Annotated in this window: 16 protein-coding genes; 12 read left to right on the top strand and 4 right to left on the bottom strand. The window is 41.8% G+C overall.

The genetic code is table 11. The features are described 5' to 3' along the window. The first annotated feature begins 207 nt into the window (after window positions 1–207). The 7 genes from dnaA (at window position 208) to AC4IFT_RS11350 (ending at window position 11,741) form a co-directional block, all read left to right on the top strand. Window positions 208–1,599, top strand: coding sequence for a chromosomal replication initiator protein DnaA (dnaA, locus tag AC4IFT_RS11380; protein ID WP_490735403.1), 1,392 nt, complete (start codon window positions 208–210; stop codon window positions 1,597–1,599). Window positions 1,600–1,604: 5 nt separating this feature from the next. Then, window positions 1,605–2,705, top strand: coding sequence for a DNA polymerase III subunit beta (gene dnaN / locus AC4IFT_RS11375; protein WP_490751366.1), 1,101 nt, complete (start codon window positions 1,605–1,607; stop codon window positions 2,703–2,705). A 9-nt stretch (window positions 2,706–2,714) separates the two neighbouring features. Beyond that, entirely contained in the window at window positions 2,715–3,809 is a 1,095-nt protein-coding gene (recF, locus tag AC4IFT_RS11370; protein ID WP_490735407.1) for a DNA replication/repair protein RecF, read from the top strand. 18 nt (window positions 3,810–3,827) lie between these two features. Beyond that, window positions 3,828–6,242: a DNA topoisomerase (ATP-hydrolyzing) subunit B gene (gene gyrB / locus AC4IFT_RS11365; RefSeq protein ID WP_219245173.1), complete on the top strand. Its 2,415-nt coding sequence runs from the start codon at window positions 3,828–3,830 to the stop codon at window positions 6,240–6,242. Between the two features lie 377 nt (window positions 6,243–6,619). Beyond that, the gene (locus tag AC4IFT_RS11360) at window positions 6,620–9,514 is read left to right on the top strand and encodes an autotransporter domain-containing protein (RefSeq protein ID WP_490751365.1); all 2,895 of its coding nucleotides are present in this window, start codon (window positions 6,620–6,622) and stop codon (window positions 9,512–9,514) included. 230 nt (window positions 9,515–9,744) lie between these two features. Next, a complete protein-coding gene (locus tag AC4IFT_RS11355) occupies window positions 9,745–11,325 on the top strand; it encodes a phosphoethanolamine transferase (protein WP_490751364.1) in 1,581 nt (526 codons plus the stop codon). Window positions 11,326–11,393: 68 nt separating this feature from the next. Continuing rightward, a complete protein-coding gene (locus AC4IFT_RS11350) occupies window positions 11,394–11,741 on the top strand; it encodes a DUF1622 domain-containing protein (RefSeq protein ID WP_490751363.1) in 348 nt (115 codons plus the stop codon). Between the two features lie 78 nt (window positions 11,742–11,819). On the opposite strand, the gene asd is transcribed toward AC4IFT_RS11350, so the two are convergent. Beyond that, window positions 11,820–12,926, bottom strand: a complete 1,107-nt coding sequence (asd, locus tag AC4IFT_RS11345) for an aspartate-semialdehyde dehydrogenase (protein ID WP_490735413.1) — start codon at window positions 12,924–12,926, stop codon at window positions 11,820–11,822. Between the two features lie 331 nt (window positions 12,927–13,257). Here asd and AC4IFT_RS11340 point away from each other — a divergent pair, with 331 nt between their 5' ends. Both AC4IFT_RS11340 and yidZ read left to right on the top strand, forming a co-directional pair. Further along, window positions 13,258–14,430 (top strand): MdtL family multidrug efflux MFS transporter, encoded by a 1,173-nt coding sequence (locus tag AC4IFT_RS11340; protein ID WP_490751362.1) that lies wholly within the window; start codon window positions 13,258–13,260, stop codon window positions 14,428–14,430. Further along, complete coding sequence (yidZ, locus tag AC4IFT_RS11335; RefSeq protein ID WP_490751361.1) at window positions 14,423–15,391, top strand: HTH-type transcriptional regulator YidZ; 969 nt, start codon at window positions 14,423–14,425, stop codon at window positions 15,389–15,391. Before AC4IFT_RS11340 ends, yidZ begins: the two co-directional genes overlap by 8 nt. An 85-nt stretch (window positions 15,392–15,476) precedes the next feature. On the opposite strand, the gene ykgO is transcribed toward yidZ, so the two are convergent. The 3 genes from ykgO to AC4IFT_RS11320 all read right to left on the bottom strand — a co-directional run bounded on the left by ykgO (window position 15,477) and on the right by AC4IFT_RS11320 (window position 16,651). Beyond that, complete coding sequence (ykgO, locus tag AC4IFT_RS11330; protein ID WP_004906789.1) at window positions 15,477–15,617, bottom strand: type B 50S ribosomal protein L36; 141 nt, start codon at window positions 15,615–15,617, stop codon at window positions 15,477–15,479. A gap of 2 nt (window positions 15,618–15,619) precedes the next feature. Further along, a complete protein-coding gene (locus tag AC4IFT_RS11325; RefSeq protein WP_273804101.1) occupies window positions 15,620–15,880 on the bottom strand; it encodes a type B 50S ribosomal protein L31 in 261 nt (86 codons plus the stop codon). 147 nt (window positions 15,881–16,027) lie between these two features. Continuing rightward, a complete protein-coding gene (locus AC4IFT_RS11320) occupies window positions 16,028–16,651 on the bottom strand; it encodes a YagU family protein (RefSeq protein WP_219245180.1) in 624 nt (207 codons plus the stop codon). Window positions 16,652–16,926: 275 nt separating this feature from the next. Between AC4IFT_RS11320 and nagK the strand changes: the two genes are divergently transcribed. The 3 genes from nagK to AC4IFT_RS11305 all read left to right on the top strand — a co-directional run bounded on the left by nagK (window position 16,927) and on the right by AC4IFT_RS11305 (window position 21,064). Then, entirely contained in the window at window positions 16,927–17,838 is a 912-nt protein-coding gene (gene nagK, locus AC4IFT_RS11315) for an N-acetylglucosamine kinase (protein ID WP_490751395.1), read from the top strand. A gap of 312 nt (window positions 17,839–18,150) precedes the next feature. Further along, window positions 18,151–18,786, top strand: a complete 636-nt coding sequence (locus tag AC4IFT_RS11310) for a ubiquinone biosynthesis protein UbiH (RefSeq protein WP_490735422.1) — start codon at window positions 18,151–18,153, stop codon at window positions 18,784–18,786. 76 nt (window positions 18,787–18,862) lie between these two features. Next, window positions 18,863–21,064: a hypothetical protein gene (locus AC4IFT_RS11305; RefSeq protein ID WP_490735424.1), complete on the top strand. Its 2,202-nt coding sequence runs from the start codon at window positions 18,863–18,865 to the stop codon at window positions 21,062–21,064. Window positions 21,065–21,140: the final 76 nt, after the last annotated feature.

Raw genomic sequence — 21,140 nt, 5'->3', positions numbered from 1 at the left:
AGCATAAAAACTGTGTAAAAGAATGAAGATCTCTGGTGAATTTTGCGGTATGATCACGGGTCTATTTCTGATCCACAGATCAGCAATATATAGTGAGTTAGTGTTAATCAAAAATGACTCAGAGCCGTTTTAAAAATGGCTCTTAGAAAATTCTGTGTTTACATCCGTACTTCTTTGTTCCATTGACCTTGTTTAGGGGAGTCCAACGTGTCACTTTCGCTTTGGCAGCAATGTCTTGCCCGATTGCAGGATGAACTACCTGCCACAGAATTCAGTATGTGGATACGCCCCCTTCAAGCTGAATTAAACGACAATACACTGGCACTTTATGCCCCAAATCGTTTCGTTCTCGACTGGGTTAGGGATAAGTACATCAATAATATCAATGAATTATTGAATGACTTTTGTGGAACTGACGCACCTGCACTACACTTTGAAGTAGGCAATAAACCGATTACCGTCGCACCGGCAGCACCTCAAGCACGTACCACTCACGAAGTACCTGCTTTTGCCGTACCGTCAGCGCCCGTAAAACCAAGTTGGGACAACTCAGCCAAAGTACAACCTGATGTCGCTTACCGTTCAAATGTGAACCCTAAGCACACGTTTGATAACTTTGTTGAAGGTAAATCAAACCAGTTGGCTCGCGCAGCAGCGAGACAAGTGGCTGAAAATCCAGGTGGTGCTTATAACCCGCTATTCCTTTATGGTGGAACCGGTTTAGGTAAAACCCACTTATTGCACGCTGTGGGCAACAGCATTATGCAACACAAGGCCAATGCACGTGTCGTTTACATGCACTCTGAACGTTTTGTTCAAGATATGGTCAAAGCTCTACAGAACAATGCTATTGAAGAGTTCAAACGCTATTACCGTTCTGTCGATGCATTATTAATTGATGATATTCAATTTTTTGCCAATAAAGAGCGCTCTCAGGAAGAATTCTTCCACACGTTTAACGCGCTGCTTGAAGGCAATCAGCAAATTATTTTAACCTCCGACCGTTATCCGAAAGAAATTAACGGGGTGGAAGATCGCTTAAAATCACGCTTTGGTTGGGGCTTAACGGTCGCGATTGAACCACCAGAACTGGAAACGCGTGTGGCGATACTAATGAAAAAAGCCGATGAAAATGAAATCCAGCTTCCGGGTGAAGTGGCCTTTTTCATCGCAAAACGCCTGCGTTCCAACGTCCGTGAATTGGAAGGCGCGTTAAATCGTGTGATCGCCAATGCAAATTTTACTGGTCGTGCGATTACAATCGATTTTGTTAGAGAAGCACTACGTGACCTATTAGCACTACAAGAAAAGCTGGTAACTATTGATAATATTCAGAAAACAGTTGCTGAGTATTATAAAATTAAAGTCGCTGATTTACTTTCAAAACGCCGTTCTCGTTCTGTCGCACGTCCGCGTCAGATGGCAATGGCACTAGCGAAAGAGCTGACTAACCATAGTTTACCTGAAATCGGGGATGCCTTTGGCGGCCGTGACCATACCACGGTGTTACACGCTTGTCGTAAAATTGAACAGTTACGGGAAGAAAGCCATGACATCAAAGAAGATTTTTCTAATTTAATCAGAACATTATCATCTTAATTGCTATGAAATTTATAATAGAACGCGAGCAGTTATTAAAACCGTTACAACAGGTTAGTGGTCCTTTAGGTGGGCGTCCAACTCTGCCTATTTTAGGTAACCTTTTATTACAGGTAAAAGAAGGCACCCTCCAACTCACTGGAACCGACCTTGAAATGGAGATGATGGCCAATGTCACCCTAACAGGGGAACACGAAGTTGGCGCAACAACGGTGCCTGCACGCAAATTTTTCGATATTTGGCGTGGATTACCTGAAGGTTCTGAAATTCATGTAGAGCTCAATGATGACAGATTGCTCGTTCGTTCTGGACGTAGCCGCTTCTCATTATCGACTTTGCCTGCGGCTGATTTTCCAAACTTGGATGACTGGCAAAGCGAAGTTGAGTTTTCTCTTCCGCAATCAATACTGAAACGTTTAATTGAAGCAACTCAGTTTTCAATGGCACACCAAGATGTTCGTTATTATCTCAACGGTATGCTATTTGAAACAGAAGACCAAATGCTCAGAACCGTTTCAACCGATGGTCACCGTTTGGCGGTTTGTGCGATAGATATCGGGCAATCTCTACCGTCTCACTCCGTGATTGTGCCGCGTAAAGGCGTAATTGAGTTAATGCGCTTATTAGACGGTGGTGATGCACCTTTGCAATTACAAATCGGCAGCAACAACATTCGTGCCCATGTCGGGGATTTTATCTTCACCTCTAAATTAGTGGATGGTCGTTTCCCTGATTACCGCCGTGTATTACCGAAAAACCCAGACAAAACATTAGAAGCGCGTTGTGACATACTCAAGCAAGCGTTTTCCCGTGCCGCAATTTTATCGAATGAGAAATTCCGCGGTGTTCGTCTGTATTTCAGCGAAAACCAATTACGCATTACAGCCAATAACCCAGAGCAAGAAGAAGCTGAAGAAATCGTTGATGTCAGCTACCAAGGCACTGAAATGGAAATTGGCTTTAACGTTAGCTATATCTTAGACGTCCTCAATGCACTGAAAAGCGAAAATGTGCAACTGTTACTCACAGATGCGGTTTCCAGTGTACAAATTGAAGATGCAGAAAGTAAAGCGGCAGTGTATGTCGTCATGCCAATGCGTTTGTAATCAGTATTTATGATCCTTTCGCGTTTATTGATCCGCGATTTTCGAAATATAGAAAATGCGGATCTCTCCTTAGCTAATGGGTTTAATTTTCTCATTGGCCCAAATGGGAGCGGCAAAACCAGTATATTGGAAGCGATATACACTTTAGGTCATGGTCGTGCATTTCGCAGTATTCAAGCGAACCGCGTTATCCGCCATGAACAAGAACAATTTATTCTTCATGGTAAATTGAGCCACATAGATGAAACGCGTAACGACCTTTCATTAGGCTTAAGTAAAAACCGTGAAGGTGACAGTAAAGTCCGAATTGACGGCACTGATGGTCATAAAATTGCCGAACTGGCAAAATTATTGCCAATGCAGTTGATTACCCCAGAAGGTTTTACCTTACTCAATGGCGGCCCTAAGTACCGTCGCGCATTCATTGATTGGGGCTGTTTTCACAACGACCCACTGTTTTTCTCTGTTTGGTCAGATTTAAAACGGTTATTAAAGCAGCGAAATGCTGCTTTACGGCAAGTCACTCGTTATGAGCAAATTCGCCATTGGGATGCTCAGTTAGCACCGCTTTCAGAGCAGATAAGTCAATGGCGCCAAGACTATATTTCCGGTATTGCAGAGAATATAGAGCAGACTTGCCAACAGTTTTTACCCGAATTTTCATTATCTGTCTCCTTCCAACGTGGTTGGGATAAAGAAATTGATTATTCAGAGCAACTAGAGCGCCAGTTTGAGCGCGATAGAGCGCTAACTTATACCGCGTCAGGGCCGCATAAAGCGGATTTACGGATCAGAGCCAATGGTACTCCCGTTGAAGACATGCTTTCACGGGGTCAGCTCAAGCTATTGATGTGTGCACTTAGGTTAGCGCAGGGTGAGTTTTTCACCCGTCAGAGCGGGCAACAATGCCTGTATCTGCTGGATGATTTTGCCTCCGAACTCGATGCGGGTCGCCGTCAATTATTGGCAGCTCGCCTCAAAGCTACGCAAGCACAGGTGTTTGTCAGTGCCATTACACCCGAGCAAGTTAATGATATGATAGATGCAAATAGCAAGATGTTTAGCGTAGAACATGGCAAAATAGAAGTTCAACCTCAGGAATAGAAAGAGCAGGAAACGTTGATGTCGAATACATATGACTCCTCAAGTATCAAGGTATTAAAAGGACTGGATGCGGTGCGTAAGCGCCCGGGCATGTATATCGGTGATACAGACGATGGAACAGGTCTTCATCACATGGTTTTCGAGGTTGTCGACAATGCTATCGACGAAGCCCTCGCAGGCTTTTGTGACGATATCGTTATCACTATCCATGCCGATAACTCTATCTCCGTACAGGATGATGGACGTGGTATTCCAACCGGTATCCATGAAGAAGAAGGTGTCTCTGCTGCAGAAGTCATCATGACCGTTCTGCACGCAGGGGGTAAATTCGATGATAACTCCTATAAAGTTTCCGGCGGATTGCACGGTGTCGGGGTATCGGTTGTTAACGCCTTATCTGAAAAATTAGAATTAGTCATCAAACGTGATGGCAAAGTTCACGAACAAATCTACAAACACGGCGAGCCACAAGGCCCTTTAACTGTTGTTGGTGAAACTGACCAAACAGGGACACGCGTCCGCTTTTGGCCTAGCATGGACACCTTTAAAGGCGTCACTGAGTTCGAATATGACATATTAGCGAAGCGTTTACGTGAGTTATCCTTCTTAAACTCGGGCGTTTCTATCAAACTCATTGATAAGCGTGATGGAAAAGAAGACCATTTCCATTATGAAGGTGGTATCAAAGCGTTTGTTGAGTATTTAAGCCGTAACAAAACCCCAATCCACCCATCTGTATTCTATTTCTCTACAGAAAAAGACGGTATTGGCGTTGAAGTTTCAATGCAGTGGAATGATGGTTTCCAAGAAAACGTTTACTGCTTTACCAATAACATTCCACAACGCGATGGTGGTACTCACCTTGCAGGTTTCCGTGCCGCGATGACGCGTACACTGAACAACTACATGGAAAAAGAAGGTTATCAGAAGAAAAGCAAAGTCAACGCAACAGGTGACGATGCCCGTGAAGGTCTGATTGCTGTTATTTCTGTAAAAGTACCGGATCCTAAATTCTCATCACAAACCAAAGAAAAACTGGTGTCATCCGAAGTGAAAACTGCGGTTGAAACGATGATGAATGAGAAACTGGTTGAGTATTTACTGGAAAACCCAAATGACGCCAAAATCGTCGTTGGGAAAATTATTGATGCAGCACGTGCACGTGAAGCAGCACGTAAAGCCCGTGAAATGACACGTCGTAAAGGCGCGTTAGATTTAGCAGGCTTACCGGGTAAACTGGCGGACTGCCAAGAACGCGACCCCGCATTATCCGAACTGTACCTTGTGGAAGGGGACTCAGCGGGCGGCTCAGCAAAACAGGGCCGTAACCGTAAGAACCAAGCCATCCTACCGCTGAAAGGTAAAATTCTTAACGTTGAAAAAGCGCGTTTTGATAAAATGCTTTCTTCACAGGAAGTTGCAACCCTGATTACCGCATTAGGTTGTGGTATCGGTCGCGATGAATATAACCCAGACAAACTGCGTTATCACAGCATTATTATCATGACGGATGCCGACGTCGATGGTTCGCACATTCGTACGTTACTGTTGACCTTCTTCTATCGTCAAATGCCTGAAATTGTTGAGCGTGGCCATATCTTTATCGCTCAGCCACCACTGTACAAAGTGAAACGTGGTAAACAAGAACAGTACATTAAAGATGACGATGCGATGGACGATTACCTGATTTCTATCGCCCTTGATGGTGCGGAACTGCATTTAAGTGCCGATGCACCAGCCATGAAAGGTGAAGAATTAGAAAAACTGGTTGTCGAATACAACGCGGCTCACCGTATTATTCGTCGCCTTGAGCGCCTTTACCCACAAGCGTTACTCAATAGCTTGGTTTATCAGTCTACCCTGACGGAAGATGATTTAAAAACCAAAGAAAAAGTTGAAGAATGGGCAAAAACGCTTGTTCAGCGCTTAACGGACAACGAACAATTCGGTAGCACCTACAGCTACACCATCAACGAAAACCGTGAACGTCAATTGTTCGAGCCAACCATCCGTATTCGCACCCACGGTGTTGATACTGATTACAACCTCGACTTTGATTTTGTACACGGCAGTGAGTACCGCCGTATCACTCACTTAGGTGATATCATTGGTGGGCTGATTGAAGAAGGCGCTTACATCCAACGTGGTGAGCGCCGTCAAGATATCAGTAACTTCGAAGAAGCACTGGCTTGGTTAACACGTGAATCACGTCGTGGCCTGTATGTACAGCGCTATAAAGGCCTTGGTGAAATGAACCCAGAACAACTTTGGGAAACCACCATGAACCCGGAAACTCGTCGTATGATGCGCGTGACAGTGAAAGACGCTATCGCCACAGATTTGCTCTTCACCACATTAATGGGCGATGCTGTTGAACCACGTCGTGCCTTTATTGAAGAGAATGCCTTAAAAGCCGCAAATATCGATATTTAATTATTATATTGGCGTTATTTATAAAACCCCTGATATGCAAATATCAGGGGTTTTTATTTAAATATTAAATAATATAAAAATTATATTTTTTTACTTTAATCATTAGATTGAAAAAATAAATTTAGTCTTATTTTTAACTTATCGACCACCTAACAAAACACCGTTATCCAACACAGGTGAAATAAAGTAAAAATCACTTAAAATCAGGTACATAGATACACCCTAAAGTAAAAGAAAAATAAAAAAACAAATTAATGCATATCTAAATCAAAAAAAATAACCCTATTATTTTTATTTCCTTCGGCATAAAACAGATTACGTTCTGAAAACAGAATATCGCTAATTTAAAACTCACTAAATAAGCCTGTAGGAATATAATGAAAAGCCCATTAAAATCAGTCTCCATTATATTGGTATCAATATTTTATGCTTATCCTTCATTGGCATTAAAAGGCTATGAAGATACAGAAAAGCAAATTTTAGATAAAAGAAATGACTGGCTTCAAGGCATTAAAAATGAAGCAATCACACCCCCACCCTCTGAAAACTCCCTCGCAGCAGAGAAAGACAGAGTGATTTACCATGAAAAAAGAAAAATAACGGGTGAGCGAAAAACACTCGCAGAAGCGGATAAAAACCAAAAAAAAGATTATTTATCAAGTGCATTTGATAAAGTTATATTCGGTGAAAATAAACAGAACATTGATTTAGCAGAGAACCGCCCCTTCAAAAAGCTACAATCTTTATTTAACCAAGGGCATACCACTCAACTAGACCCTAAACAGCCCGAAAAGGCGATGGAATTTAGTTTAAAAGACCATTTTCTTCGCGGTCGGCCAAAACACGTTCTCGACCATAATGGTGAATACCTGCCTGATTATTCAAAAGTAACAGGCTCATCGTATCCAAGTGGCCATGCGTGGAGTGCTTATAAACAAGCAGCGACTTTATCAATGCTGTTCCCTAAGAAAATAAAAGCGATAGACAGCCGAGCTGCTGAATATGGTGAAAGCAGAGTCATCGTTGGGGCGCATTTCCCAACTGATATCATCGCTTCGCGAACAGGGAATTATTATTTACTTGCCCAACACTTAGCAGATGACAAGGTTGCCAAATCATTTGCCATCTTAGCCAAAGATGCCTATTCCAGCTTACCCAGTCAATGCCGGCATTCTCTCAATAACTGCTTTGCTACCGACCCCAAAGACAGCCTCGAAGTTGGAAATGCCTACACCGTACCCACTCTCACCCCCGATAAATTTCCTAAATTAGCCAATAACTTACTGCGGATGCGTTTTGCCTATCTGACAGAAGAACAACGGCTAAGTATTATCGCCAACACCGCCTACTCCCCTGAATCTATTTCTGGCTGGAATATCAACAAAGATGACCCAAATACCTATTGGGGGTTAATCAATCTACCTGAAGCTTACGATGGTCCGACTTATTTCTATGACGACTTTATGATTAGCCAAAACAAAAGTGCGTATAGCTTAGATACATATTTAACTAACGATGAATGGAAAAAAAACCTTCATGGCCCTGGGAAATTAATCAAATCCGGCACTGGCACACTCATTTTATCAGGCAACAATCGCTTTGCTGGCCTACACCTCAACGAAGGTTATATCACTTTAGCTGGCGAAAATACTTACGCAACACGGTCATCCGTCAATGGTGGAGAGCTAACCATAAACGGTAGTTTGAATTCCCCATTAGACATACACACAGGGCTCGTTATCAATAATGGGAAAATGCACGATGTCAGTATTCATAACGGAGGGCTACTTAAGGGTAATGGACCAATTCGCAACTTAACCGTAAAAAGCGGTGGGGCGATTACCCCCGGTAAAAATAAAGCCGTGACTATCGAGATTGCCGACGCTGTCACATTTGAACCCGATAGCTTATATCCTGTTGAAATTACAGAGGATGGGAAAAGTGACAAGATTAATAGCCAAGGCTTGGCAGTGTTAAATGGAGGGGCTGTCAGTGTTACGTTTCAGGGTAAAAAAACCGCGCTCACCGCAGAACAAATCGTTCAGTTGTTGGATAAAGAATATGTCATCTTGAGTGCAAAAAAAGGGGTAAAAGGCCAGTTTGATTCGGTACAGCCCGGCTATACCTTTGTTAAATCTAAACTCATGTATTCACCAAATGACGTCATCCTAAACTTTTCACGCAGTGAAATTCCATTTGCTTCTTTCGCTGAAACACCAAACCAAAAAGCCATTGCAACCGTACTTGATACTTTGCCAAAGCAGCACCCGTTATATACCAGCCTGATTTTATCTGATGAAAACACTGTGAAAGATACAATATATGAATTATCCAAACCAATTCATGCACATATATTATCAAATAAAATCAACAACACGCTGCCTATTCGACAAAAACTGCTTGAGCAGGTTCGCGCCTCCGAGTCATTAAATCAGGTCAATGAGAATAAAAGGGACTTCTGGCTGAGCACGCTATTTCAACAAGAAAATAGGCCCAGTGACAATAATTCGACCAGCTATAACGCCTCTGCAAATGGTGTGTTCATCGGCCTAGGTCAGCGGTTTTATCATGATAGCATTATGGCGGGCATCGCCTTAGGTGCTACTCAAGGTTCATTATCCAGCGCGGGTAACACGAGCGATAATGTCAGCTACCACATAGCAGCTTATGGCGGCGCACACATAAAACCGATTGTTCTTCGAGGTGGTTTTGAATATAGCAGCACTGCCATCGATATAAAAAGATATGTGAACCTGCAGATGTCTACGGATACCAATACATCGACCTACGACATTGCATCAAGCCAAGCTTTTATTGAAGCGGCTTATCCTTTCACAACGTCTTTCATGAATATTGAGCCTTTTACAAATTTTGCCTATATCAATACACACAACAAAGCCATGTATGAAGATGGGACTCGATCAATATTAAGTGCTGACAAACAAAGCACTGCCACTTTACTTTCCATGTTAGGGCTACGTATTGATAACCGTTGGGCTCTCAATAGCCAGTTTCAACTTGGCCTATATGGTGAGCTTGGCTGGCAACACCAATATGGCAACCTAGAGCGAAAGATAGACTTAAAGTTCCCACAAACGGGTGCTGAGTTTGTTTCACAAAGCGTTTATGCCCCTCGGGATAGTGTGACTGCAAGGGTTGGGGCAAACTTAGACATTGGTGACGGTTATAAAGTATCTGTCGATTACAGCAAGCTAAAATCTAACGATTACGACAATAACAATATTAATGCCAAATTTTCCTTGTCGTTTTAACCCTAGTTAATGACTAAAAGCTCCTAATAGTTGCATTATCAATTATATGGAGCTTTTTCTGACTCAACCTCACGCTCTTTTACATTCATTTACGCCACTCTTTTGATTATCTTATATTTTTTCATGTTATAAACAGTTAATACGTTTGGTTAATAAAATGTTAGCCAATAAAAAACCTTTTTCATTCTTCAGCAAGGCAAGGTTCAAATACATAAAAGATAATAATGATTATGCGACAACTAATTGCTTTAACTTATTTTTTAGCTTTTTCGACACTCCCTGTTTTTTTGAGTGGGGATGTGAGTACAGCGACAGATATCGCTATTATCATCTCAGGCTTATTGGTGATGGTGCTGTGTGCAAGTACCTATCGAACGCGACTCGGTAAAGTATTCACCACTGTTATTGCACTTTTTTGGGCACTTAATCTATCCATCTCCTTCTTTTTCTACCAAAAACACGACATCCGTTTTTCATCCTCGATTGCCGAAACCTTCATTAACACCAATAGCAATGAAACTGTGGGGATGTTGTCGTATAACATAGGTTATGTTGCGTTTTATCTAATTGTTTTTACTTTGTATTTAGTTAGCATTCATCGATGTTCAAAATACATTTCACCTCGTGTAACCAAATTGAATAAGGTATTGGTGGCTGGCTTTCTGGTTTCTATTCCTATTTATTATTCATCGTTACTTAAACAGCCCGATAGCCATTTATTAGTTGGGGAAAAATACCTGCAAAACTCCCCCTTTTATAATGCGGCAGCCTTACTGAAAAATTTTTATGAAAATAGGGAAATAGAGCAGATATCATCGCAGAAGATCTCTTTTCATTACGACAAAACCCCCAGCGACACACAAATTTATGTGTTAGTGATTGGCGAGTCGCTACGCCGCGACCATATGAGCCTATATGGTTATAATTATGACACAACACCAAACCTGAAAAGCCGCCAAAACCAGATGCAAGTATTCACGCAAGTTTACTCCCCTGCTCCGGTGACCATCTTGTCTGTGCCAATTTCACTTGCCAATATCCAACTCACACAAATACAGCATAAAAAATATTATGCGGATAACATTATTTCACTAGCAAACCATGCTGGGTTCAAAACTTATTGGCTCAGTAACCAAGGTAAAACCAATAAAAAAACCAGCGTGATATCCGCAATAGCCAGTATGTCGCAAGACAAAAAATGGAACGAATTTGTAGGTTATGATGATGAATTAATTGATGATTTCGAGAACGCGATTAATGACAATACCTCAAAGAAAAAGCTGATTGTTTTGCACACTTATGGAAGCCATGAGCCTTCTTGTAACCGTTTCCCAGAAGATCAACTCAAAAAAATGAGCGGGCAAGAGGATGATGACTGTTATGACAGCTCCATTGCCTATACCGATGCATTTATTGAAAAACTATTGCAGAAAATAGACGGTAAACCCGCCACACTGATGTTTTTTGCTGATCACGCCCTTCAGCGTTTAGACAGTGATGGTGATATTCATTACCACCATGGTGTGAATAATCCGAGAAAAGAAGCTTATGAAATCCCATTATTTATTTGGTACAGCCGAAGTACGCCAGAATATACATTAACGGAAAAAGCGTTAAATAGTCCCTACTCAACGGCGAATAACTATTGGTTAATCAGTGATTGGTTAGGTATACGCCATCAAGCCTCGCAAGGCTGTTTATCGCCCCTACGTGAATGTTATCAACTGGATAAAGACATTCACGTAATTGATGGTAACCGAAACTTATTATCCATAAATCAATTACCAACAGAAGCGATAGACCCACAATAAAACTCGATATTTTGCTAATCTTTGCCCATAGTTAACGCATTGAGTTTCATCTAAATATCGAGGCTTTTATGTTTGAGTTAACTTTTTTACGTGAATTATTAGGCTCTAGTGTTCACGTGCTTCAATTGCTATTAGAAGCTATTTCGGTTATCTGTGTGATTATTGGTTTAATCAAAACATTGATTGTGTGGTTCCGTGTCAAAATCGCGCGAACTGCACGTTATTGTTTTGGTGACTGGCTAGCTACTGCGTTGGAATTTCAGTTAGCCGCAGATATTTTAGCGACCACGGTTGACCCTGATTTAGACAGCCTGATCAAATTAGGTATCATCGCCGTGATCAGAACGTTCCTGAACTATTTTTTAGCAAAAGAATTAGAGCACCAGCCACAACAACATCCCCACAAAACACAATAAATTACCGAGCCCCTTTAACGAAAAAAGCCTGCACAACATTCATGTGCAGGCTTGATAAAGCTCGGTATTCGTTTGTAATTACAGTAAAATTCTCAACATACGACGCAGCGGTTCAGCCGCACCCCATAACAGTTGGTCACCAACTGTAAAGGCAGACAAATACTCTGGGCCCATGTTCAATTTACGCAGGCGCCCTACAGGCGTGCTTAGTGTGCCAGTGACTGCCGCGGGTGTTAGCTCGCGCATAGTAATTTCACGGTCATTCGGCACTACTTTCACCCAGTCATTATGAGAAGCCAGCAGCTGCTCAACCTCTTTTAATGGGATATCTTTTTTCAGTTTTAAGGTGAAAGCTTGGCTATGACAACGCAGTGCGCCAACACGAACACATAAACCATCTACTGGAATGATGTTATTACCTGTTGCTAAGATTTTGTTGGTTTCCGCTTGGCCTTTCCACTCTTCACGGCTTTGGCCGTTTTCCAGCGCTTTATCAATCCACGGAATTAAACTGCCCGCTAATGGCACACCAAAAGCATCCGTTGGCATTGTGCCGCTACGGGTAAAGTCGGTCACTTTTTTCTCGATATCTAAAATTGCGGATGCTGGGTCTTGCAGTTCTTTTGCCACTTGCGTGTGTAATGAACCCATTTGCGCTAACAATTCACGCATATTACGTGCACCTGCACCTGATGCCGCTTGGTAGGTGGCAACAGATGCCCATTCAACCAAATTATTGGTGAATAAACCGCCCAGAGACATTAACATCAAGCTCACCGTACAGTTACCGCCAACAAAGGTCTTAACGCCTTTATTTAATCCATCTTGGATGTGTTGGTTATTCACTGGGTCTAAAATAATAATCGCATCATCTTTCATACGTAATGAAGATGCCGCATCAATCCAATAGCCATTCCAGCCAGATTCACGCAGTTTCGGATAAACATCATTGGTATAGTCACCACCTTGACAGCTAATGATAATATCCAATGCCTTTAGTGCGTCAATATCAAACGCATCTTGTAACGTACTGCGGTGGCCGCCGTAAGTGGGTGCTTCTGCACCATGTTGTGAGGTCGTAAAGAACACAGGACGAATTCCATCAAAATCACGCTCTTCAACCATTCTCTGCATCAGTACAGAGCCAACCATTCCTCGCCAGCCAACAAATCCTACATTTTTCATTTCTATTCACCCTGTTTGTTTAATATTTTACCAAGAAATTTCCAGTTCCGACTCAAGCCCTCTTAGATGCTGCCATTTTTATCATTCATCGGGCATTCTCATAAGTTGAAGCTAGAAATTTTTCGGATGTATTAAACCTGACAAAATATGCCCCAGTGTGCAAGTGAATTTCATCACTATTAACTGAATGATTAGTAACAAAACTAATGATCGACGAAATATCTGAATATTTTTTCCAAATTGGAAAATTGCCTTTCACCATTTATCCCTACATAGAGCCTACTCAGATAAGTAAAATCAAGCTAATTATCATAGAAATGGGTCTTGCACGATGAACAAATATGTCCTTTTTAGTTTTTGGATAGTGTTAATTTATCCAATTGGCGTTGACCTGCACCTACCAGGCCTTCCCCTTATTGCTGCGGACCTAAAAGCCAGTGAAAACCAACTACACACGGCATTTTCCATTTATCTAGCGGGTATGGCATCAACCATGCTCATCGCCGGCTGGTGTGCCGATCATATAGGTAGAAAACCCGTTCTCTTGATTGGAACACTGCTGTTTACCATTGCATCCGTAATGGTGGGCACGGCATCAACCGTTTCTGTCTTTCTAGGCGCTCGTTTTTTGCAAGGGATTGGGGCAGGTTTCTGTTATGTCGTCACCTTCGCATTATTACGTGACGTCTTGCCGGCTCAGGCAAGAACTCAGATTTTATCTGCAATGAATGGTATCACGTGCATTGCTCCTGTCCTTGCCCCAGTTATCGGTTTTATTCTTTTACTGTTCTATCACTGGTCCGCAATGTTCTATTTCATGGCAGCTTATGCAGCACTCAGCTTTGTTTTCTGCTTGGTTTCTATTAAAGAGACTAAACCTGTAATTTCCACAATGGAAAAGTTACCACAATCAAATGAGCAATTATTTAATCAATTATTTCTTTCTCGTTTAGTTATATCCTGCCTCGGAATGGCTGTTATTCTAACCTATGTCAATGTTGCACCTATCATCTTAATGACTAACATTGGTTTTACGGCAGGGGAATTTTCAACGTCAATGGCGTTACTGGCTGTAGTCAGTATGGTGACATCATTCTCAATGCCTAAATTAATTTCCTTATTTAAAAATCAATCCATCCTATATACTGCACTCAGTTTATTTTTACTTAATGCATTAATACTATTGGTTTTTATCAATTATCTTAACCATATAGCTCTGTTATTTATCGTATTTGCATTCTGTGGTGCTGGGTTTTCAATGTTATTTGGGATCATTATGAGCCAAGCCTTATCTCCCTTTACTCAGCGTGCTGGATTGGCCAGCTCAGTATTAGCTATAGGGCAATTAAGCTTTGCGTCATTGTATATTTGGATAATGGGTTGGGTTGGCATATCGTCTTTAAATATGCTTTTAATTATCTTATTAGCGACAGGTATGATTGGGTTCACATTACTCAAAATACCTGTTTCCCAAGCGAAGAGTGAGGTTGCTATCTATGAATAAGATATTGCATCGATTAGACTTAAACTTACTGATTATTTTGCAATATCTTCTTGAAGAACGTAGTGTTAGCTTAGTGGCGAACCGCTTATCTGTTACGCCTTCTTCAGTGAGTAAGTCATTGGCAAAACTACGTGATTGGTTTGGTGACCCCTTATTTATTCGAAGTCCGCAAGGGTTAGTTCCAACCCCGCTAATGCACCAAATTGAAAAGTCACTACCTGAATTTTTAAATTTATCAAACTATATAGCCAATATTCGCGATACAGAAAAACCCAAAGGGATCAACTTCCGTCTAATGATGGAAGCGCCTCTTAATCTCATCATGCTACACGACTTATCATTAAAAATATTGAATCAATACCCTGAATCAAGTGTAAGAGTCCATGATTGGGATTATAACTCCCTTGCAAGTATCATTGCTGGTGATGCTGATATCGGTGTTTTAGGTCGGGAAAGTCATCACAAATCAAAAGAGTCCATTAAATTAATTCCAGATATTCTTAATTTTGAAATACTCTTCACTGACAGGCCTCTCGCTTTTGTGCGGCGGGACCATCCACTTCTAAAGGAAGAATGGAATTTAACTAACCTTCTGAAATACCCACATATTAGCACTGAATACAGCAACCGCATTCCTTGGGCTTTAGATGACCTACTGCAAAGTATACAGCTCGCTCGTCATATTCATTTATCATACTCATCATTTGAACAATCATTATTAATGGCATCTCATTCAGGGCATTCATTGGTCACCTGTGCGCCAAGTTATTGCCAACATTATGTCAATCAATTCAAACTCAATTTAGTATGCCTTCCGATCCCTATCGACGAAAGTTTGTACCAACAACTCGATATTCCTTTTTTAATGTTGTGGCATAAACGAAATGCCTATAACTCCAAGACATTATGGTTAAGAGAGCAAATTAGAACCGGTGTTTCTGCTTTTATGAATGGAATATAACGGATTGTTATTTAAAAGACTGAGATGTACGAAATATATCCATACATCCCAGATTTATCAAAATACAGGGAATTGAAGCGCAGATTTAACGTTTTTTCTTACAGCCTTGTACTGCTTTAAAACGCGGATTGGTTTTACAAATCACATACACACGCCCACGGCGGCGAACCACTTGGCAATCTGGGTGGCGTGTTTTTGCTGTTTTTAATGAACTCAACACTTTCACGTTTACTTATCCTCTGTTTGCAGAAAACGCCCAAAACGCTTCTGAAATTGTGCAGTTTTCCCTTCTTGGGAGATTAATTTCTGTTTTCCGGTATAGAATGGATGGGATTGAGAAGAGACGTCCAGTGTGACATACGGGAAAATTTCGCCTTCAAATTCAATCGTTTTTTCAGTTTTAATCGTTGAACCCACTTTGAAATAGGCATCCGCACTGGTGTCATGGAAAACCACTGTGCGATATTGAGGATGGATCCCTTGTTTCATAATAACCACCTAAATGTAATGTTATAATATAACAATACACCGTTTAGAAATGGCGTGCAATTATTTTCTTTATCTAAAGAGAAAAGAGAAAAAGACTGGCGTTATTTTTCTAATAACGCCAGTGAGTTGAGGTGAAAATCAAAAACCTTAACGATAACCTTGTGATAGCGGAACTTCAGGATCTGGCTCACCGGTGATACGGTTTCTTAAATCGCGACGAATAATCTCAATTGACCAAAACCAAATTAAATGGCCAAAAATTTCAGAGACATTTTCGTACCAAGGTAAGTCTAAAAGTGGTGGTGTTAAGCCCATTAAAGGGAATGAAATCATATGGACAAACAACTGAGCTAATGCCCCAGCTAACAAGCCTTGCCATAATTTAATTTTTGGAAAAATCTCAGCAACGATGCAATAACCTATCGCAAAGACTAATGAAAATAGAATATGCGTCACGCCAACCCAATTAAAGACATGCCCCGCAAAGGTGTACACAGCGGCATTGGGATCCACCATCCCCAACCAGTCCCTTAAAAAAACATACGGTGGATTGAGGAAATTACGCGAGCAATCAACTTGCTCTGCAACGCGGATCAGCGTTTCAGGTGAACAAGCCACATTAAACATATCAGTTGGGCTGCGTGGAGGCAAAGGCACTTCAGCTCCCCATTTCACAAATGCAGAAACAATCCCACTGATAATACCGACAAAGAAAGCAACACCATAACGGCGACGTTTTTTTTCTGTGATATAAAAGAATCCCCGAGCCATAGAACCTCTTTATTTGACTTAAGTTTTTGAGATCCATTTATTCTCTTTTTATGAACATCCGTAAATGATGTAAATCAATAAAATAATAATCACTGATAGAAATAATTACCGCCCTAATTGCACCTCTAGTTCACTGAACAAAAATAAAAACCAAAACGATAATTTCTCTAGCCATAATCTTTTGTATAATTAAACCATCACATACGATCATTTAATTGTTTATCAAGTGGATACGTCATTACCGGTGATAAACACACCATTTGGGGAAGATGAAAATGTATTACGGCTTTGACATGGGCGGAACCAAAATTGAACTGGCAGTCTTTGATAATGAACTTAATCAAGTCTGGCAAAAACGCGTTCCTACCCCCAAAAATGACTATCAAGCGCTGCTGGATGTCTTTCTTTCACTCACCCAAGAAGCCGATGAAAAATTCAATTGCCAAGGGAAAATTGGCGTTGGTGTTCCCGGCATTGTGAATCACGCAGAAGGCACCGTATTTACCACTAACGTCCCTGCTGCACAGTACAAGCCGCTGATCCATGACTTAGCCAATACTTTACAACGCCCGGTAAAAGTAGAAAACGATGCCAATTGCTTTGCCTTATCCGAGGCTTGGGATCCTGAATTTAAGCGCTATCCAACCGTGCTAGGGTTGATTTTAGGTACCGGAGTTGGTGGTGGATTTGTCATTAATGGCAAAGTGCTATCAGGGAAAAATGGTATTGCAGGCGAGATTGGTCATATGAATCTCAGTATTCGAGCCGCAAAATTATTAGGTGACACGGTTCCTGAAATAACCTGTGGCTGCGAACAGACAGGTTGTTTCGAGACTTACCTTTCAGGGCCTGGGTTTGAACGTATTTATGCCGCATTTACTGGGGAAAAACGCTCTGCGATTGAAATTATTGAGCGATACCATCAACAAAGCCCTGAAGCGGTTGAACACGTTGAGCGCTATATGTCTGTGCTCGCGATGTTTATGGGGCAGGTCATTACAGTTTTTGACCCTGATTTAGTCGTCTTCGGCGGTGGGTTGTCGCAATTTGAAGAGATTTACCAACGTTTGCCTGAAGTACTTCCTCAATACCTATATGGCATTGCCACTTTACCTGCCATTGAAAAAGCCCGCTATGGTGATTCTGGCGGGGCTCGTGGCGCGGCTTTCCTCAACTTAATCGACTAGTTTTCCTTTCTGACTCCTTGGCAATTGTCTGCCAAGGAGTATATTTACCTTTATTTTTAGATGATAATCATTATCATCCATTTACGAATGGTGATAAAATAAACCAATATCAGTAGGTTTGGTTATCGTTACCATTTTAAGAATAACCTCAGAAAATTATAACGAGAAAACAGCAAGATATTATTAAATATCGGCGATAAAGACTTGTCTGATACAGCTTTTGGCTAAAAACGCTATTATTGCGTTACATACAATGAGGCCACAAACAAAGCATCTGCCATTAACCCGAAACAACAATAAAGAGAATACCTTATGGGATTGTTTTTCCAGAGTAGTTTGATGTTTCCCACCATTATTTTTAGTGGTTTGCTCATTATTGTTCTTTTTTATTGGCTATGTGCCGCGTTCGGCTTACTTGATATTGATGTCTTCAACATCGATACTGAATTTGATGCAGGGCTCGACGCTACGGGCTTTGCTGGCTGGCTCACTAAACTGGGCTTAGCCGGAATTCCGGTCACCATTATTCTAACCTTATTTACGCTATTTGGCTGGGTAATCAGCTACTTCTGCGTTTATGGTTTTATCCGTTTTATTGATTCAACTTTATTACGCTATCTTGTTGGCTTTGCTGTATTTGCCATCACACTGTTTATTTCCCTTCACCTCACCGCCTTGTGCTTAAAACCCGTTCGTAAAAAACTCGTTAGCCTTAATAAGCCGAAAACTGTACATCAGCTTATTGGCAAATTAGCAACCGTGCGTTCAGGGTCAGTGAGTGAACAAAATGGGGAAGCGACGCTGGAAGACGGCGGTGCAGGGTTAATTTTACAGATACGCGCACCGTCAGACGAGAATTTAAAACGGGGCGATCGGGTTGTCATTATTAGTTATGACGCGCAGTCCCACAGTTACCAAGTCGTGACGGAAGATGAATTTCGTCATTAATTTTCACGATATAGACAATAAACCTTTGCTTGCCTATTTAAAATAACGACCACGTCGGAACCTATGGAGAAGAAATATGGATTTGGCTGCATTAATGCCCTTTTTAACCATTATTGGCGGGATCATCGTCATTATTTTAGGCTTCTTTGGATTATTTAAAGCCTTCTATATCAAAGTCCCACAAGGTACCGCGTTGATTGTGAACGATATGTCGTCACAACCCAAAGTGCATTTCACCGGAGCGCTGGTTTACCCTGTTATCTACAAAAAAGAATTTATGCGCATTTCCCTTCTCACGTTAGAAGTGGATCGCCGTGGTAAGGACGGTTTGATTTGCCATGATAACTTGCGTGCAGATATCACCGTTGCCTTCTACTTACGTGTAAATGAAACCACCGAAGACGTCCTAAAAGTGGCAAAAGCCATTGGGGTCGACCGCGCTTCTGACCACCAAGCTGTCAGCACCTTATTTAGTGCAAAATTCTCTGAGGCGCTAAAAACAGTCGGTAAGCAGTTTGATTTAGCAAAACTTTTCGAAGACCGCCAAAACTTCCGTGACCGTATCGTTGACGTGATTGGTAAAGACCTTAATGGCTATGCATTAGAAGACGTTGCCATTGACTACTTAGAGCAAACACCAAAATCTGCCCTTGATCCAAACAATATCTTTGACTCCGAAGGTATTCGTAAAATCACTGAAATTACCGCTATCCATAACATTGAAACTAACCAAAAAGAACGTGACCAAGAGTTAGCGATTCAAAAGAAAAATGTGGAAACGCGTGAAGCGAGCTTAGCCTTAGAGCGCCAACAAGCCGATGCAGAAGCACGTCAAAAACGTGAAATTGACAATATTCGTTCTCGTGAACAAGCAGAAACACTGCGTGTTCAAGAAGAAGAGCGCCTAAAATCGGAACAAGCACGTATTCAAACTCAGCAAGAAATTGAAATTCGTGAAGAAAACCGTATGCGTGAAGTTGAAGTTGCTCAACAAAACCGCACCCGTGCTGTTGCCATTGAAGAAGAGCGCGTTAGCCGTGCACGTGAGCTGGAAATCGTTGCTCGTGAACGCGAAGTTGAACTGCAACGCATTGAAAAAGAAAAAGCCTTAGAAGAAGAACGCAAAAATATCTCGAATGTGATCCGCGAACGTGTTGCCGTTGAAAAAACCGTGGCACAAGAAGAAGAGCGCATTAAAGAAGTCCGTGAAGTTTCTGAAGCTGAACGTATGCGCCAAGTCACGGTCATCAATGCACAAGCAGAAGCAGAAGAGTTATTAGTTCGCCAAGTGAAAAGAGCTGAAGCCGATGAAGCCAGCGCAAAACACAAAGCGGAAGAAATCAGCACCATGGCACAAGCCGAATTAGAAGCCTCCGCCAAACAAGCGGAAGCGAAAAAACGCTTAGCAGAAGGGATTGAGGCAGAACACGCTGCGTTAGGTTTAGCCGAAGCACGCGTTCGCCAAGCAACTGCTGAAGCCGAAGAAAAAGAAGGTTTAGTGCTTGCCAATATCACCGCTGAGAAACTGTTAGCCGAAGCCCGTGGTTTGAAAGAAAAAGGTTTAACCGAAGCGCAAGTGATGGAAGCCAAAGCGAAAGCAGAACAGCAACAAGGCCTTGCGGAAGCGAAAATTCTCGAAGAGAAATTAGCGGCACAAGCGCGTGGTGAAGAGCAACAAGCTAACGCGAAAGAAAAATTAGGTTTAGCAGACGCGAAAGTCCTTGAAGAGAAACTGGCGGCACAAGCACGCGGTGAAGGCCAATTAGGTTCAGCACAAGCAGAAGTTATCCGCCAGCGCCTGAAAGCCGAAGCTGACGGTTTAACCGACAAATTCAAATCTATGGATCACCTCAGCGACACCGCACGTTCCCATGAAGAATTCCGTATGCGCCTTGAAAAAGAATTTGAGCAATCCATGGCCTCTATTGATGCAAACAAAGAAATTGCCCGTGAGCAGGCAGATGTCTTGGCCGCAGCGCTTAGCAAAACTAACATCGAAATTGTCGGTGGCGATGGCAGCTTCTTCAATACCTTCTCTAAAGCACTTAGCCTAGGTAAGGCTGTTGATGGCTTCATGGATAAAAGCAGCTTCGCTAAAGAAAATGTCGAAAAGCTGATTAACCGCAGCAAAGAAGATAAAAAAATCGATGTAGCGGCTTTACTGAAAAACCCTGAAGTTCAAGACCTTATCAATGGTTTTATGGCTGCTAAAGGCGCAGGCCAATTAGCAAAAACGGTAACGGCGAAACCCGTTCCACCCACTGATGACCAACTTTAGTTAATCAAAATCTGAGGGGGCCTTTTTGCCCCCTATTGCCTTTGTTTTTTAATCCATCTTAAGGGAATTCGCTGCA

It is taken from the genome of Providencia sp. UF-183 (assembly GCF_058246155.1).
The sequence above is the reverse complement of the archived record's forward strand: the minus strand, read 5'-3'. Positions and strand labels throughout refer to the sequence as shown.

What these genes read in the sequence shown, in the direction of transcription:
- yidZ (WP_490751361.1), top strand. Translation starts at nt 14,423, where the DNA reads ATGAATAAGATATTGCATCGATTAGACTTAAACTTACTGATTATTTTG.
- AC4IFT_RS11310 (WP_490735422.1), top strand. Translation starts at nt 18,151, where the DNA reads ATGGGATTGTTTTTCCAGAGTAGTTTGATGTTTCCCACCATTATTTTT.
- AC4IFT_RS11340 (WP_490751362.1), top strand. Translation starts at nt 13,258, where the DNA reads ATGAACAAATATGTCCTTTTTAGTTTTTGGATAGTGTTAATTTATCCA.
- gyrB (WP_219245173.1), top strand. Translation starts at nt 3,828, where the DNA reads ATGTCGAATACATATGACTCCTCAAGTATCAAGGTATTAAAAGGACTG.
- AC4IFT_RS11355 (WP_490751364.1), top strand. Translation starts at nt 9,745, where the DNA reads ATGCGACAACTAATTGCTTTAACTTATTTTTTAGCTTTTTCGACACTC.
- asd (WP_490735413.1), bottom strand. Translation starts at nt 12,926, where the DNA reads ATGAAAAATGTAGGATTTGTTGGCTGGCGAGGAATGGTTGGCTCTGTA.
- AC4IFT_RS11325 (WP_273804101.1), bottom strand. Translation starts at nt 15,880, where the DNA reads ATGAAACAAGGGATCCATCCTCAATATCGCACAGTGGTTTTCCATGAC.
- dnaN (WP_490751366.1), top strand. Translation starts at nt 1,605, where the DNA reads ATGAAATTTATAATAGAACGCGAGCAGTTATTAAAACCGTTACAACAG.
- AC4IFT_RS11305 (WP_490735424.1), top strand. Translation starts at nt 18,863, where the DNA reads ATGGATTTGGCTGCATTAATGCCCTTTTTAACCATTATTGGCGGGATC.
- nagK (WP_490751395.1), top strand. Translation starts at nt 16,927, where the DNA reads ATGTATTACGGCTTTGACATGGGCGGAACCAAAATTGAACTGGCAGTC.
- recF (WP_490735407.1), top strand. Translation starts at nt 2,715, where the DNA reads ATGATCCTTTCGCGTTTATTGATCCGCGATTTTCGAAATATAGAAAAT.
- AC4IFT_RS11320 (WP_219245180.1), bottom strand. Translation starts at nt 16,651, where the DNA reads ATGGCTCGGGGATTCTTTTATATCACAGAAAAAAAACGTCGCCGTTAT.
- AC4IFT_RS11360 (WP_490751365.1), top strand. Translation starts at nt 6,620, where the DNA reads ATGAAAAGCCCATTAAAATCAGTCTCCATTATATTGGTATCAATATTT.
- AC4IFT_RS11350 (WP_490751363.1), top strand. Translation starts at nt 11,394, where the DNA reads ATGTTTGAGTTAACTTTTTTACGTGAATTATTAGGCTCTAGTGTTCAC.